Here is a 14,301-nt window from a genome sequence, read left to right on the forward strand (position 1 = left end):
ATTAATTCTCTATGAAAATGCACTTAATTTTTATTAAACGAACCGCCAAGACGAGTTATTACAGCGCGGCGTAAATAAACCGACTATTTTTGTGGGAGAATAATTAATTAGATTAAAACAACTTTTTGTTGATGAGCAAGGTGTCAGGGTGTGGCACGATTAGCTCCAAAAGTATTAAATTTGAACGAGAGCGATCGCTCAGAACTGCAACAGTTGGTAAACCGACACAATACAGCGCAACAAATAGTACTGCGTGCAAAAATAATTCTCCTAGCGTCCTACGGAAAAAATAATGGTGAAATTGCTAGAACATTAGATATAAGCCTTGATCTGGCTCAGACTTGCCGATGCGACCAGGTAAAGTTGAAAGACGAGAGTTTGAGTACGTTCGTCACGGTACACAGAGTTTAATTGCTAATTTTGATGTCGCTACCGGTAAGATTATTGAGCCGACTTGTGGAGATTCTAGAACCGAAGAAGATTTTCTCGTCAATATTCGTAGAATTATTGAAAGTGAACCCGATGCCAAAAAATGGCACTTAATCATGGATTGTCTTAATATTCATCAGTCTGAGTCGCTAGTTCGCTTAGTTGCAGAAAAAGAAGGTTTAGATATTGATCTGGGTATTAAGGGAAAAAGCGGTATACTCAAATCCATGAAATCCCGTACTGCTTTTTTGAAAGACCCAACACATAGAATCGTCTTTCATTACACACCAAAACATTCTTCTTGGCTCAACCAAATTGAGATTTGGTTTAGTATTTTAGTTTGTAAGTTACTTAAGCGTGCTAGCTTCAAAAGCCAGGATGACCTCAAAACTCGAATTCTCGGATTTATCGACTATTTTAATAAAACAATGGCTAAACCTTTTAAGTGGACGTATGAGGGAAAAGTGTTAGCTATCTAATACTTGGCTTATTTACGCCAAGCTGTACTAGTAAGTTAATGCTCATTATTTTTTCGCCTTATCAAACCAGGAAGGTATAAATTCCCTTACTGGCTAAGGTTTAACGCCACTAATTTTTAAAACATCATTCATAGTTGCACAGTAATTTTGCAAGCCGAAACTATCGGGATTGATGAATTTTTCATAAGTAAAATGCCGATAGTTCATGCAAAACCGATCCCAAGCGGCCATCTGAATGCGGAACACAACAATAATCAAATTAGCCAATGCTATAGATATGGGAATGCGAAAGTAAATCTTTTTGCCCAGATAAGTACAAACTTCTTCCACTGCTTGATTAGCAGTTAACGGTGCTTGACCTAAAACAAGCCGACGTGGTTGATCGTTTTCAGGAGGATGATCAATTAAATATCGCACTACAGTGGCAATGTCTCGTCCGTGGATAAAGTGAAAACTGCCATCTGCTTCCAAAAAGCGAATCAAATTAATATATTTTGTAACTTCTGGAATGCCAGATGTGAGATGAGAATAGGGTTTATTGGCATCACCGCCCAATACCAAAGTGGGAAATATTGTGGTAATTTTGGGTGCGATCGCTAATTTTTCTTTTTTATGTAGGCACTCATATTTAGAACGGATGTAATCTGTCCCAATTTCCCCGGCTTCTTTTAATGGTTGATTGTAGCGATCTAAAACGCTGGCTGTCGAAAAATAAATTACCTGCTGGCAACGTTCTGGATCTAGCAGTTCGAGCAACTCTAGAGTCTTGACGACATTAATATCAAATGTCTCATCACCGCCCCAAGCTGTAGCTGTGAGTACCGCCGTATCAATTGTGGATAGCAAATCGGCAAACTGGCGAATATTTTGCATATCACCTTGCAAAACGTTGATACCCGAACGGGCGTTAGTGTCAACTTGCAGTTTACTTGGGTTCCTAACTAGCAGATACAGTTCGTGATCTGTTTCCTTAATTAAGGCTTCTGTTAAATAATGACCTACACAACCGCTTGCACCAGTCACTAAAATCCGTTTCTGGCTCATAGAGGATTTATCAAAATTTAGGAGTTAAAACTAAAGAGTTAAGAATAAAGTTAAAAGTTCCGAATCAGAAGCTACTTTGGAAATTTTAGATTTTGAATTTTGGATTGAAGGAAAAATCTAAAATCTAAAATCTAAAATCTAAAATTGCATGACTCCTAATTCTTAACTCCTGCAAGATTCAGTTCCTTTGCGGTTTCAAAGAAGAAAGCGACATTTTCTTCGGGAGTTTCTGGGAGGACACCGTGACCGAGATTGAGAATGTGACCCCAATTGCCTGCTTTGCGAACGGTATCGAGAATGCGATCGCGGATAAACTGTTTAGAGCCGAATAACACGCCTGGGTCAAGATTTCCTTGAACTTTGACTTGCTTACCTAATCTTGCTCTTGCGTCTGCCATATCTACTGCCCAGTCTACACTGACAATATCAGCGCCAGATTGTGCCATTCTTTCCAACACACCCGCACTACCGCTAACTAGTAAAATCAAAGGTGTATCGGGGTGGGTTTGCTTAACCTGTTGGAAAACTCGCTGCTGATAGGGGAGAGCAAAGGTATCATAATCTTGGGGACTCAATTGACCCGCCCAAGAATCAAACATTTGCACAACTTGAGCGCCAGAGTCAATTTGATAGCGGGCATAGATGGCGATCGCATCTGCTAATTTAGTTAAAAGTTGATGCAGTATCGTCGGATCTGAAAATGCCATGTTTTTGATGATGGAGTAGGTTTTAGACCCTTTTCCTTCCACCGCATAAGCTGCTAACGTCCACGGCGCACCGACAAAGCCTAATACCGTTGATTTATCGCCTACTTCCGAGCGCAGCGCTTGTAAAATTGTCTTGATAAATGGTAGAGATGCTTCTGGTTCTAAGGGATGCAGACGATCAATTTGTTCTTGAGTGCGGAGGGGGGAGTGAATGATTGGCCCTTTACCTTCCGCAATATCCATGTCAATGCCCAAACCAGGTAATGGGGTGACAATATCAGAAAATAAAATTACTCCATCTGGTTGGAAGGCTTTCCACGGTTGCAAGGAAACTTCAATTGCTACATCTGGAATTTCCGAGCGATCGCGAAACGAAGGATACTTTTCTCTTAAGTCTCGATATGCTTTCATATATCGTCCCGCTTGTCGCATCATCCATACAGGGGGACGATCTACCACTTCACCACGAGCAGCCCGTAAGAGATGAGGAGTTGTTGAAGGAACACCCATTTATCACTTCACCCTAAGTCACAATTTTTATGCCACTGTTTAGCTTATCATTCTAGGATTACGCTTTTTCAACAGTTTTGTAAAAAGTAAAAGATGTGGATCGAAGCATAAGCTCGATCCACATCTTTAAGGATTTTCAACGGGTATCCTGATAAATTTATGCTTTCACTGTTACTTTACGTTGTGAGCGTTTGAAGAGTGAAGTTATACCACAAGCACCTATTGCTAACACACCTAACATCGCATTAGGTTCAGGAACGCTCTGGTTGGCCAGTCTATAGGCGTGGTTATCTGTTTCAAAGGCAACACCATTTGAGCGCATCACAACTCGGTCAAATGTTTCTCCTGTGTCAGCGACAAGATTGATAAACATATTTGCTTGAGTGCTAGTCCAACTACCATTAGCTATAGCAGTTGGCACATCTGCACCACTAAAAGTCTTTAATAACTGATTACCTTTGTAAATGTCAACAAAGTTGTAATCATCCAATGAACCTGCATAAAAACCGAAGTAATTAACAGCTTCTTTGAAGTTAATGTTGACAAAACCACTGTCGCCTGCAACATTACTATTTTTTGGAGCAATTGTTAGAAATTTAGTGTTATCCCCATAAGGTGAGGCGTATTGACCAGATACGCTACCTTGAACAATGTTACTAGTAATATTAGAGTAAGTAACAAATCCATTAGGATCATTTGCTGTCCCATCGTCAAAGGTGATAGTTTTGGTATTAGAGTAGCTAGAAAATGGGCCACTGTTGACTTGTAAAGTTATGGCACTAGCTGGATTCGCACTAATAACCACAGCAGTTGTTCCGAGTAAAGCCAAGGAGATTTTTTGCAGCATTTTAGTAATAAACCTTGAAGAACACAAAGATAATTAAGACTGAACTTTTCTTGAAACCTAGCTATGCAAAACTGGTTTCATGACTCCAACAACCTAGAAGAAAATCAAGAAGTATTATTTCTTTCTATGTGACTGTTGTCAGGTACAATAAGCTCGAAGATGTAAGTTTCTTTTGATGCTTTGTATTCCTATTGTGATTTTTCTAACTCGCAAAAGATACGGTATATGTACTAAAATTTCTTTAAAGATTAAGTGAAGGGTCTTGTGCAATCGTAGTGTGCAGAACAAAATCTAAATTACTCTTGATCGCAACTTTTCGATCAATACTCAGTAATTACAGCCTAAAATTTTATTTAAAGACTGTTACCCTCACTTACATGAATACTCAAACACGCGCCAATTCTCTAGATATCTACTCGATTTTGAGTCAAACTCAACGCTTGCTTTTTTAGTGATGGAGAGATTAAACCCGTTTTAGATGGTTGCTCAAATACTTCAAAGTTGCTCGTACTTATTTGGTCGCAGTTAAGAGATTTTGATAATTTAGAATATGCTTGGTGGCTGCAAAGAGAATTTGAAGAGATCGAAGCAAGAGGAATCACAATTCGTGCTATTGGAATTGGAAACCGCAATTCTGGGATAAAATTTTGCGAATATACAGGATTTGCTCAAGAATGGTTGTTTGTAGATGCAACTGACTTTTCACGGTATGTGGAAAACCTCTCTTCTATTTCTCTCTCCTTTTAGGAGAGAGACTTTGAATTTTCCCCCTTCCCGACACGGGAAGGGGGTTAGGGGGTTAGGTTAATCGTTAGCTTTTCCACATGACCTGAATTGTCAGGTAGATGCAAGTGCTGAAATTCACGCTTTTCTAGGGCTTTATCGCGGTTTAACTATACAATTCCCAATGCTATCAACGTCACAAAAAGCTTGGCTTAATTTAATGCTAATGTGTGCTGGGATTGCTAGTCCGGGAACTCTGAAGGAAGTTTTTCGTGGTTATAAAGGTGATTATAATGCTCCTCAGTTAATTGCTGATGAGGAAGTTGTGAGGGATACACCTTTACCACCAATAAAAGGTTCGTTTTTCAAAGCTGCTGTCGGAAAAGGCTTTCAGCGTCATGCGTGAACTAGCAACCCTGCGCCTACAAAACATGACCGAAGTTTTGAGCAATTGGAATATTTATGTACCAGATTCATCTTATTTGACACAACGGGGAGGAACTTTTCTATTTGATTCTCAAGGAAAATTAATTTACGAACATCGCGTAGGCGTAGCCCGCCGCAGGCATCGCGGTATTCTTGGTTTTGCCGAAAATATGAGTAATCTCTTATCTTTTTTATGTAACTATGAACAAATTGATGAATAAAGGTAGTACCTGAAGATGATGAAACCCCCAAGGAGTTACTATGATGCTGAGTTTGGACAGATGAGAATCGAAGATAACCACTGGACTTTAGCACAATGTGCTGTTTTGGGCGATCGCTGTGTACCGATTTGCGTGGATTTTGAACAAGGGCAAATTGGGGAACTTTCATCGCTCCAGCGTGAAGCTATTCGGCAAGCTCTAGCCTTACCACCCGATGTGTTATGCATCACTGCTCCTCTGGTGCTGCAAAATTATGATGTATATCGTGACATGATTGGAGATGAGTCAATGCCAGTGTTGGCTAATCCCATTCAGGTCTGGGATGAGGTCACTTTCTCATATATCTATGTGCCGCCCCACGTTGAGTATGACCTGGATATTGCTACCTTTGAGTTGATAGCTGAGTGTGACTGGGAGCCAGAACACGGCTTAGAAGTGCGCTTTCGCAATGGAGTAGCAGACGATGCAGATCAGATAGGTGAAACAGGACGGTAAAAACTATATAGCTTGGCATAAAACCGTTTCTTGTTCTCGCAACCACAGCCTATACTCAATTGTCCTTGTAAAAACATCATCTGAGAGATATTTTGATTTTCTCCCTTTTTATTCAGTATAGAATCACACAAAAGATAGAGGTATTAACCGATTTAATTTCATTATTATACTTATCAACAAGATATAAAGAAATATTAACGAAAGGAGTCGGCTATTAGCATCCAATTATTAAAGAATGTCGTCATTCCAAAATGGCATGGTTCCAACATTGCTCTGGATCTAAGACGCGCCAGAGAAATTGCGGATTATTGTGCCAACAATGCCACTGCTATAGATTGCAATAGTGCTTTTCCCAAGCAGGAGTTTGAACTGATTGCTAAGGCTGGGTTGTTGGCTGCGCCATTAGCGAAAGAATTAGGCGGATGGGGTGCAGGAATTGATGCTAATGTTACCTACGAGCTTTTAATGCTATTAAAGCATCTGGGGCATGGCAATCTGGCAGTTGGGCGAATTTATGAAGGACATATCAACGCCCTGCAACTGATTCAGACCTTTGGTTCTACAGAACAAATCACAAACTACGCCCATGATGCCCGCGATCGCCATAAAATATTTGGTGTTTGGAATGCTGAAGCCTCTGATGGTGTCAAGATAATTCCTTGTGAGAATGGACGTTATCGCCTGGAAGGTTCTAAAACATTTTGTACTGGTGCAGGCTATGTTGAACGTCCTTTCGTGAATGGAATATTGCCTGAAGGCGGTTGGCAAATGTGCATTGTGCCGATGGACGAAGTGACAACAGTTAGCGATCCAGCTTGGTGGCAACCTTCTGGGATGCGAGCTACTGCTAGTTACAAAGTGGATTTTAACGGTGTCGATTTGGAGCAGAGCTATTTAATCGGCCAGCCAGGAGACTACTATCGACAGCCTTGGTTGTCTGTTGGGGTGATTCGGTTTGCTGCTGTGCAACTAGGTGGGGCGGAAGCACTGTTTAACCTAACTCGCCAGTATCTCCAGAAGTTGGAATATACCAACGATCCATATCAGCAGGAACGGCTTGGCAGAATGGCGATCGCCATTGAAAGTGGTAATCTCTGGCTGCGAGGGGCTGCGGATCGGGTAGCAGCCTATGCACCAGTATTTGGTGGCGATCCTACAGTTCCCCACCCACAAGCAAACCAACTCGTTGCCTATGCAAACATGGTGAGGACAGCAATTGAACAAATTTGCATTGATGTAATGCATTTGTGTCAACGTTCTGTTGGGACTCGTGGTTTACTACCACCAAATCCGATTGAACGCATTATCCGAGATTTGACTCTATATCTGCGTCAACCTGCTTTTGATGCAGCCTTAGCAAATGTCGGGCAATATGTCTTGCATGAAAGTAATCCGGCTTCAATGCTTTGGAATGATGAATAAATTCGGCTTGATTGCATTGCCACTAGGCAATTTTAATGTTTTGCCCTGGCGTTCAATTAACGACATTGCTTGTAGTCCGGCACTAATTGTCGCCCCCCATCCAGACGATGAGACATTAGGTTGTGGGGGTGCGATCGCTCTGTTACGATCTTTAAATTGTCATGTGCAAGTTTTAGTCGTTAGTGATGGTACTCTTTCACACCCTCATTCCCAGAAATATCCCGCAGATAAACTCCGAATTCTGCGGGAAACGGAAACGCTATCAGCATTAAAATTGCTCGGTGTAGAGGTTAATGATGTCACCTTCTGTAGAATACAGGATGGGTCAATTTCAACACAATATCAAAGTGTAGTTGCTAGTTGTCGTGCTTACATCACACAAATCGCCCCACAAATTATCTTTTTACCGTGGCGATATGACCCTCACGCAGACCACCGAGCGACGTGGAAGTTAATTCACACAGTGCTGAATGATTTGCATTTATCCCCCCGATTGATTGAATATCCTATTTGGGATTGGGACTCAGACCAACGAGGGAGTCTGCCAACATCTTTAAAAGTGACAACCTGGCGGTTGAATATTAACACGGTAGTGGAGTTAAAACAGCAAGCGATCGCTGCTTATCGTTCCCAAATTACAGACTTAATTGATGATGACCCAGAAGGCTTTCGCCTGAGTGCGGAAATGTTAGCGAACTTTACTCGTCCTTGGGAAGTTTATTTAGAGGAAATCCAATGAACCCGTTACAATCCAACTCCTTACCACCCAGCTACTTCGATAAACTCTACAGCGAAGATCCCGACCCGTGGAAGTTTGAGACTAGCCTTTACGAAGCTAACAAATATGCCGCAACGATCGCAGCTTTACCCAAAGAGTGTTATCAGTCTGCCTTGGAAATTGGCGGTTCTATTGGCGTTTTAACAGAAAAATTGCAAGAGCATTGTGACTCACTACTCTCCATTGATGTGTCCAAACTGGCGCAGGATAGAGCAAAAGAGCGCTGTCAGCATCTCTCCAACGTCAAGTTCCAGATTATGCGTGTCCCAGAGCAATATCCCCATCAGATGTTTGATTTGACTCTAGTCTCGGAAGTTGGCTATTACTGGAGCTGGGAAGACCTGAAAAAATCCCAACAGTGTATTTTAGAACACCTGAAACCTGGAGGACATCTACTTCTAGTTCATTGGACACTCTATGCACGTGATTATCCGTTGAGTGGGGATGAAGTTCATAACTCGTTTTTTGAGTTAACCCCAAATAAACTACGGCATTTAAAAGGTCAACGGCAGGAAGAATATCGACTTGATTTATTCGAGCGAGTCTGAAGAAATAAGGGAACTCCAAAAAATAAATTATCCAATTTCTGTACTTCACTACGATTTTCCCTCCCCCTACCCTGAAAGCGATGTTTGCAATACGCTGTGACGCTAGAACGCGAACAGCCTATTGCAGACTAGCTAACCCTTCCCTATTGGTGACGTGCTATCCTCATTGTTGCGTAAGCTTCCCGCAGCATACAGCTTTTTATCGAACAGAATTCAGGAGTCAGGACGGGCTAAACGCCCCGCTATCGCTAACAGAATAAAGCCTCCGGCATCTGCGAACAGCATAAATTCTGACCGAAAAAGCGGATAAATAATCGGCGTTTTTGCACTCCCACCAAATCGTAGATTTGGTGGTTTTCAATCAGTTGCGGGTCTGAATCCCCGACTAATAGCGCAACGTAAAGCCTTTGGCATGGCTTCGCTATGAACGATTCTGCAAGCGTCTTGATTCTGACCGGAGCAACGGAAACGTCTCCGGCTCCGCTCCTGTTAGCGATAGCGGGGCGTTTAGCCCATTCTGACTTCTTCTTCAAGTGGTTCTAAATCATTAGGAGTCAAATTCCCTTGGAGTTTACTCCAACTGAGCCGTAAACTCTCAAGACGCAAGCGCAAATCTCCAATAGCTTGTTCAATTTCAACGACTTTCCAATGCGAAGCCCAAGTTTCTTCTGACTGCTGGCGTTCTTCAACTTCTTCAAACAACTGACCAAAGGTATAGGTATAAGGTTGGGTCAATTTTTGCACAAGCCATTGGGCTGAAATTTTCAGCATCTCTGCCAAGGACGCGATGCTCTTATAATCTGGCTGATAGCCATTAAGAACATACCACCACATCACTCGTAATTGGCGGCGTGCAACAAAACGAGTTTCAATAGCAGCTGCGGACTCGACTAAAAATGGTTGCTGTTGCCGTCCCATTTCTATCCATTCACTCAACTGATTTGCTAAACCAATATTTGTACGTCCGATTTGTCTTGCCGAAGTTACTACCCGCACTAGTGGACTATGGCGAAAACGGGCATTTACCCGTACCAAGGCACGGTAAAAAGCTACATCTTCAGGAGTCCGCACTGGTGGTAAGCCTCCTGCCAGTGCATACATTTCTGCTGTTACTGCCAAACTTGCTCCATAGTGTTGAAAGTGGCGGGGAAAGCTGTCATAGGGGTCGGGATCGAGATAAGTTTCTAACTCGGTTATTAAGTAGCGGTAGCCAACTTCACGCAGATAGCAAGCTTTGGCGTAAGGGTCTAGTGAAGCACGACCAGCGCGTTCAACAAGAATTCGCCCACCTACAGCATCAACACCAGAGTTAATTTCATACAGATTAGCAGCAATCCAATTTTGGCTTACCTGCGAGTCTCCATCAGTTGAAGCAATTACCCCCCTTATGCGTCCTAAGCTACACAAACGGCGGTATGCTTCATCCATCAACATCTGACGCACTCGACCAATATACGCTTGGGCAGGAGGCAGAGTTTTTTCAACTACATGCAGTGCTATATCTGGATGTTGTTGGGCGAAACTCCGGGCTATAGCTGCCGAATCATCAGTACAATTATTTGCCAACAAAATTATTTCGTAGCGTCTGGGATCTAAAACCTGTCCTTGTAGATCGACTTGATGTATCAGGGCAGTAAGGGTTGCCGCCAACGTCTGAGCTTCATTGCGAACTGGAACAATTACACAAACTTCACAATGCGGTGACGGTGGTATTTGGACTAAACTTTGAAAAAAGTCTTTCTCGATCTTTACAGATGGAAAGTCAGCAACGAAGAGCAAGCCTTTACTTTCCATAGAAACCATTTTTCCATCTCCAGGAGCAGCAACACAGTATTTCATCCACGAGCAAAATTATTAATATTTGTAACTCTATTTTGGATATTTTCTCATTTTTTTTGGCTCTACCTACAGTATGATCAGTGGTGATTAAAAATTCCGGCACACAAGCTGTACTATCAGTATGATTTGAAGTGTTATATACCGAAGCTAAAGGTGAGACAGCAAAAATTCCTTGGGCAAAGTTAACTCCTCACCCCGATCGACAAGATTGGTTGACGAATCATTAACCGTTCGCTTTTGGACAAAAGGCACTAGTCAAACTAATTCATTGGTCAAGGTTGATACATGAACAAGAAACGAGCATTAATAAATAATATTTTTAATAAACCAGGAGTCAGAATACAGAATTCAGAATTCAGAATACTCTACCCATAAAGGGATAGAGTTTTAAGGCGAGAATATTTTAATTTTTTTCGCTTTCCTGGCTGTGAAGGCTTAGACAGTAGTCAGCCCGTGAAGCAGCAAGTCTCTTATGTAAATCTGAGATGCTCCCGCTACACTGCTTGCAGTTAGCGGTGAGAGTTGTCACATCGAAACCTAATTATTAGTTTTTCAATTTTTTGGAGGAGAGGAAAATGAAGAAGTTCACCTGTTTCATGATTGTCGGGGCAGTATTGTCGATTAGTGCGCCCGCCTTTGCTGAAAGTCGTGCGGTTAATATCAGTATTGGTAGTATTGGTGGTTCCTTAGATAATGCCGCTTTGCGAACAATTCGCCAGGTTATCGGGTTTGCAGTCGGCACTAGCACCGTCGATAAATTCATTGTATATAGTCCCAGGGTCGGATCTCCTATTCCCATCGAAGGAGGTTTATCTGCTTGTGCTGAAGCTGGCTTTGGCACAAGCAATACAAAATTTAATGCTTTTATCCAGGAGTTGCGTTCAATTAATCCCAAACCAGGGACTTTCTACAATCTAGAACTTACCGCAAGCTGCAAATAGAGATGTCTAATGTCGTTTGCACTCAAGCGCGGTAGGATGGGCTGAGGTATGAAGCCCATCCATCAAACACTCTACGCGATAAACGCAAAACTCCATATTTTTAAATTGGAGATGTAACATCAATGTTGATTTTAATCAGCGTCAAAAAGCGGATAGATTAGTTGTATTAGTCTATTAACTGAATAGTGCCAATACTTCCAGTATAAAAAACTCCATCCCCTTGTGGGTGGAGTTTTTGGGCATCCTGAATTCTGTTAGCGGATAGCTAGGGTCTAGCCCATTCTGAATTCTTCTTCAAACTTAAGTTAATGAGATTAGTTCAGGTTCTATTGAGAATACACTGCTATTATTGACATAAAATGCTCGCTTTCAGAGAGTGGCAAATAATAGAAAATAGGGACTGACGAGTGAGAAATAGGATAAAACAAGAATCAATATTTAACTGAGGAATGGGCATTAGTCATTCTTCCCCTGCTCCCCAATCTTCCTAATCTCCCTATTCCCTCGCTACCCTAATTTATTATGGAAACTGACTCTAACAGTCCCGATCGTGTTGCATCTGCTAAGAACGAGCCTAACCCAGGAAACTTTTTGATTCCGCGATCGCAGCGACAGAGGTTCTTTATTCAGTTTACCTTAATGACCCTGATCGGATGGGTTGTGGGTGGCGTTGCCAGTATCGCCTTAGAGAAAATTATTCTGGAAAGCTTTTCACCTAGTGTTGCTCTCCAGCCACAAACATGGAGTATTTTAGTTAGAAGTCTCAGTAACGTTGTATTTGCCTTGATTTTCGCGGCTGACCAAGCCCTAATCGTTTACCGATATTTATCGGGTTGGCAGTGGATATTTGCTACTAGCGTCGGTTGGCTGATTGCTAACGGCGTTTCTACAGCCTGGATTAACTACATTTCAACCATTGCCTCATCATCACCTGAAGAAACTTTTATTTTCGGATTTTCATGTGCGATCGCATATATAATTTCTGGTGTTTGGCTGGGGCTTTGCCAATGGCTGGTACTGAGGCGATATACAGCAGGTATTTGGTGGTGGAATTTTCTACCCTCAATTTCTTTCTTATTAATTACTATTTTGGTTTGGTTGCTTTTTATTGTGCAAAATCTGATTCCAGAAGCAAGCCGTAATTTCATCTTGTATTGGAGTGGACAAGGATTTACAGCAATAATTCTAGGAATAATACCAGCAATTGGCTTTTGTACCTTGAAAAGAAATTCACATCGCCGGAGTCGAATTTCTGCTTAATCGTAATTACAGCAATTTTCGGGTAATTGAACCATATTCACCAGGTTTGAGGGGTGCTAGTAAGATTTTAGGTTTCATCTAGGTTGTAGGGAATCCCAAATGGAATCAAGATTTGCTTGGGCTTGTTTAAGTGCTGTTTCTGGAGATGCGCCTAGCATGGTAGCTTCGATGGCTCGACCTAAACTGTCAGATAATCGACTATAACCAGGAATGATTGGTCGAAAACCTGATACAGGCATTTGGTCAATAAAGACCTTCAAGACAGATTTTTGCTGAATAAAATCCTGGTAAGCCTGACTGCGGACAGATTTTAGGTTAACTGGTAAAAAACCCGTCCCCATACTCCATTCTGTTTGGAATTTTTCACTCAAGACATACTCTAAAAATTTGAGTGCGGCTTGCTCTCTTTCTGGCGTAGTCTTCATCAAATATATATTTCCAGTCCCCGTCACCGTGGCAGGTTTCACACTTGTAGGTATTGGAAATACTTTAAAGTCAACATTGGACTTCATGATATAAGTCCAGGGGCCTGTAATCTGCATAGCGACACGGCCTGAAATAAAAGCGTCTTCTTCATAACCTCGCTCTGGGGGAGAAAGGGTTGCAGAACCATCTTTTAATATATCTTGCCAAAATTTTAAGGCTGCGATCGCTCCTGCATTCGTCAAATTTGGACGGTTATTGGTAACAATTTCTCCCCCAGCACTCAATAAAAAGGGGAACCAACTAAAGACAGTCCATTCTCCCTTTCCAAAAGGCAGTAATATTCCGTACTGTTCAGGTTTGTTATCACCATTGCGGTCTATGGTTAATTTTTTGGCAACTTCCCTCAACTCTTCCCAAGTCTTAGGAGTTTCCGTAATTCCCGCAGCTTGGAAAAGTTTAGGCCGGTAAAAAATCCCTAAATTGCTGGTATAAAGTGGGATTGACCAAAGATGACCGTCTAATTTTAATTCCTCCAATAGGTTGGGGCTAATTTCCGAATTCAATGGCAATTTTTCCAGCCAATCTTCTAAAGGTCGAATTGCCCCTAATTCTCTAAACTGACCTGTCAATTGAGGATCGAATGATAGGATATCTGGAGGTGCATTGCCCACAACTGCTGTTAATATTTTTGGCAATTGGGGTTGACCTACAAAGATAGATTCCACCTGGATATCAGTATGAGTTTGATTAAATTTATTTACTAGTTTGTTAAACACATCCCGATTAGCAGGGGGATTGATTGATTGCCATAGACTCAGATGAATTACTGCGTCACTTTTCTGAACTGTTCCCTGAAAACCATATAAGAATATGAAAAATATACTCAGAATAATTCCCATCAGTGAAAGCCACCAAGCAGAATTGGTTAACTGGCGGAAAAAGTTTTGAATTTGGGATTGGAAAAGAGTAAAATTCATGCCAAGTAGTTAAGCAAGTGCATTATCTGAAATGTGAAAAATAAAATATCAAGTTATGAAGTATAGGTGATAAATTTAAATCTCCATAGATAACTCTGGAGACTAGTAATAATTAGGATAAAAACTTCGTATTATTATATCTTTGCTATATTTTGAAATGTGCTGAGTCTCAATCACTTCACTCTTCTTAAAATACACTACAGTGTAGTCAATTTGATGAAGGTTAAAT

13 protein-coding genes and 2 pseudogenes are annotated in these 14,301 nt (G+C 41.5%); 9 read left to right on the forward strand and 6 right to left on the reverse strand.

Annotated elements, in window-relative coordinates; genetic code table 11:
* Positions 1-112: 112 nt before the first annotated feature.
* Positions 113-259, reverse strand: coding sequence for a hypothetical protein (locus tag HWQ36_RS25145; RefSeq protein WP_292707831.1), 147 nt, complete (start codon positions 257-259; stop codon positions 113-115).
* Between the two features lie 88 nt (positions 260-347).
* Between HWQ36_RS25145 and HWQ36_RS25150 the strand changes: the two genes are divergently transcribed.
* Positions 348-908 (forward strand): transposase, encoded by a 561-nt coding sequence (locus HWQ36_RS25150; RefSeq protein ID WP_292707834.1) that lies wholly within the window; start codon positions 348-350, stop codon positions 906-908.
* A 93-nt stretch (positions 909-1,001) separates the two neighbouring features.
* Here the strand turns inward: HWQ36_RS25150 and HWQ36_RS25155 are convergent, their stop codons facing one another.
* The 3 genes from HWQ36_RS25155 to HWQ36_RS25165 form a co-directional block, all read right to left on the reverse strand.
* Positions 1,002-1,952: an NAD(P)-dependent oxidoreductase gene (locus tag HWQ36_RS25155; protein WP_292707836.1), complete on the reverse strand. Its 951-nt coding sequence runs from the start codon at positions 1,950-1,952 to the stop codon at positions 1,002-1,004.
* Positions 1,953-2,107: 155 nt separating this feature from the next.
* A complete protein-coding gene (hemE, locus tag HWQ36_RS25160; RefSeq protein ID WP_292707839.1) occupies positions 2,108-3,169 on the reverse strand; it encodes a uroporphyrinogen decarboxylase in 1,062 nt (353 codons plus the stop codon).
* Positions 3,170-3,326: 157 nt separating this feature from the next.
* The gene (locus HWQ36_RS25165; RefSeq protein ID WP_292707840.1) at positions 3,327-4,016 is read right to left on the reverse strand and encodes a PEP-CTERM sorting domain-containing protein; all 690 of its coding nucleotides are present in this window, start codon (positions 4,014-4,016) and stop codon (positions 3,327-3,329) included.
* Positions 4,017-4,393: 377 nt separating this feature from the next.
* Between HWQ36_RS25165 and HWQ36_RS25170 the strand changes: the two are divergent.
* The 6 genes and pseudogenes from HWQ36_RS25170 to HWQ36_RS25195 all read left to right on the forward strand — a co-directional run.
* A pseudogene (locus HWQ36_RS25170) lies at positions 4,394-4,709 on the forward strand (hypothetical protein); the annotation flags it as partial.
* Between the two features lie 148 nt (positions 4,710-4,857).
* A pseudogene (locus tag HWQ36_RS25175) lies at positions 4,858-5,386 on the forward strand (AhpC/TSA family protein); the annotation flags it as partial.
* 15 nt (positions 5,387-5,401) lie between these two features.
* Positions 5,402-5,881, forward strand: coding sequence for a hypothetical protein (locus HWQ36_RS25180; protein ID WP_292707842.1), 480 nt, complete (start codon positions 5,402-5,404; stop codon positions 5,879-5,881).
* Positions 5,882-6,178: 297 nt separating this feature from the next.
* Positions 6,179-7,303 carry an acyl-CoA dehydrogenase family protein gene (locus tag HWQ36_RS25185; protein WP_292707895.1) on the forward strand — a complete coding sequence of 375 codons (1,125 nt, stop codon included), beginning with the start codon at positions 6,179-6,181 and terminating at the stop codon, positions 7,301-7,303.
* Positions 7,293-8,042: a PIG-L family deacetylase gene (locus HWQ36_RS25190; protein WP_292707845.1), complete on the forward strand. Its 750-nt coding sequence runs from the start codon at positions 7,293-7,295 to the stop codon at positions 8,040-8,042. Before HWQ36_RS25185 ends, HWQ36_RS25190 begins: the two co-directional genes overlap by 11 nt.
* Positions 8,039-8,629 carry an SAM-dependent methyltransferase gene (locus HWQ36_RS25195; RefSeq protein WP_292707847.1) on the forward strand — a complete coding sequence of 197 codons (591 nt, stop codon included), beginning with the start codon at positions 8,039-8,041 and terminating at the stop codon, positions 8,627-8,629. The genes HWQ36_RS25190 and HWQ36_RS25195 overlap by 4 nt, the downstream gene beginning before the upstream one ends.
* 507 nt (positions 8,630-9,136) lie before the next feature.
* On the opposite strand, the gene HWQ36_RS25200 is transcribed toward HWQ36_RS25195, so the two are convergent.
* Entirely contained in the window at positions 9,137-10,468 is a 1,332-nt protein-coding gene (locus tag HWQ36_RS25200) for a glycosyltransferase (protein ID WP_292707850.1), read from the reverse strand.
* A gap of 575 nt (positions 10,469-11,043) precedes the next feature.
* On the opposite strand from HWQ36_RS25200, the gene HWQ36_RS25205 reads away from it, so the two are divergent.
* Positions 11,044-11,409 (forward strand): hypothetical protein, encoded by a 366-nt coding sequence (locus HWQ36_RS25205; RefSeq protein WP_292707853.1) that lies wholly within the window; start codon positions 11,044-11,046, stop codon positions 11,407-11,409.
* Between the two features lie 522 nt (positions 11,410-11,931).
* Positions 11,932-12,669 (forward strand): hypothetical protein, encoded by a 738-nt coding sequence (locus HWQ36_RS25210; RefSeq protein ID WP_292707856.1) that lies wholly within the window; start codon positions 11,932-11,934, stop codon positions 12,667-12,669.
* A 74-nt stretch (positions 12,670-12,743) separates the two neighbouring features.
* Here HWQ36_RS25210 and HWQ36_RS25215 read toward each other — a convergent pair whose 3' ends face one another.
* Positions 12,744-14,072 carry an ABC transporter substrate-binding protein gene (locus HWQ36_RS25215; protein ID WP_292707859.1) on the reverse strand — a complete coding sequence of 443 codons (1,329 nt, stop codon included), beginning with the start codon at positions 14,070-14,072 and terminating at the stop codon, positions 12,744-12,746.
* Positions 14,073-14,301 lie beyond the last annotated feature (229 nt).

It is taken from the genome of Nostoc sp. NMS2, from assembly GCF_017115105.1.
Lineage (GTDB): Bacteria > Cyanobacteriota > Cyanobacteriia > Cyanobacteriales > Nostocaceae > Nostoc.

What these genes read in the sequence shown, in the direction of transcription:
- HWQ36_RS25150 (WP_292707834.1), top strand. Translation starts at nt 348, where the DNA reads ATGCGACCAGGTAAAGTTGAAAGACGAGAGTTTGAGTACGTTCGTCAC.
- HWQ36_RS25155 (WP_292707836.1), bottom strand. Translation starts at nt 1,952, where the DNA reads ATGAGCCAGAAACGGATTTTAGTGACTGGTGCAAGCGGTTGTGTAGGT.
- hemE (WP_292707839.1), bottom strand. Translation starts at nt 3,169, where the DNA reads ATGGGTGTTCCTTCAACAACTCCTCATCTCTTACGGGCTGCTCGTGGT.
- HWQ36_RS25165 (WP_292707840.1), bottom strand. Translation starts at nt 4,016, where the DNA reads ATGCTGCAAAAAATCTCCTTGGCTTTACTCGGAACAACTGCTGTGGTT.
- HWQ36_RS25180 (WP_292707842.1), top strand. Translation starts at nt 5,402, where the DNA reads ATGATGAAACCCCCAAGGAGTTACTATGATGCTGAGTTTGGACAGATG.
- HWQ36_RS25190 (WP_292707845.1), top strand. Translation starts at nt 7,293, where the DNA reads ATGATGAATAAATTCGGCTTGATTGCATTGCCACTAGGCAATTTTAAT.
- HWQ36_RS25195 (WP_292707847.1), top strand. Translation starts at nt 8,039, where the DNA reads ATGAACCCGTTACAATCCAACTCCTTACCACCCAGCTACTTCGATAAA.
- HWQ36_RS25200 (WP_292707850.1), bottom strand. Translation starts at nt 10,468, where the DNA reads ATGAAATACTGTGTTGCTGCTCCTGGAGATGGAAAAATGGTTTCTATG.
- HWQ36_RS25205 (WP_292707853.1), top strand. Translation starts at nt 11,044, where the DNA reads ATGAAGAAGTTCACCTGTTTCATGATTGTCGGGGCAGTATTGTCGATT.
- HWQ36_RS25210 (WP_292707856.1), top strand. Translation starts at nt 11,932, where the DNA reads ATGGAAACTGACTCTAACAGTCCCGATCGTGTTGCATCTGCTAAGAAC.
- HWQ36_RS25215 (WP_292707859.1), bottom strand. Translation starts at nt 14,072, where the DNA reads ATGAATTTTACTCTTTTCCAATCCCAAATTCAAAACTTTTTCCGCCAG.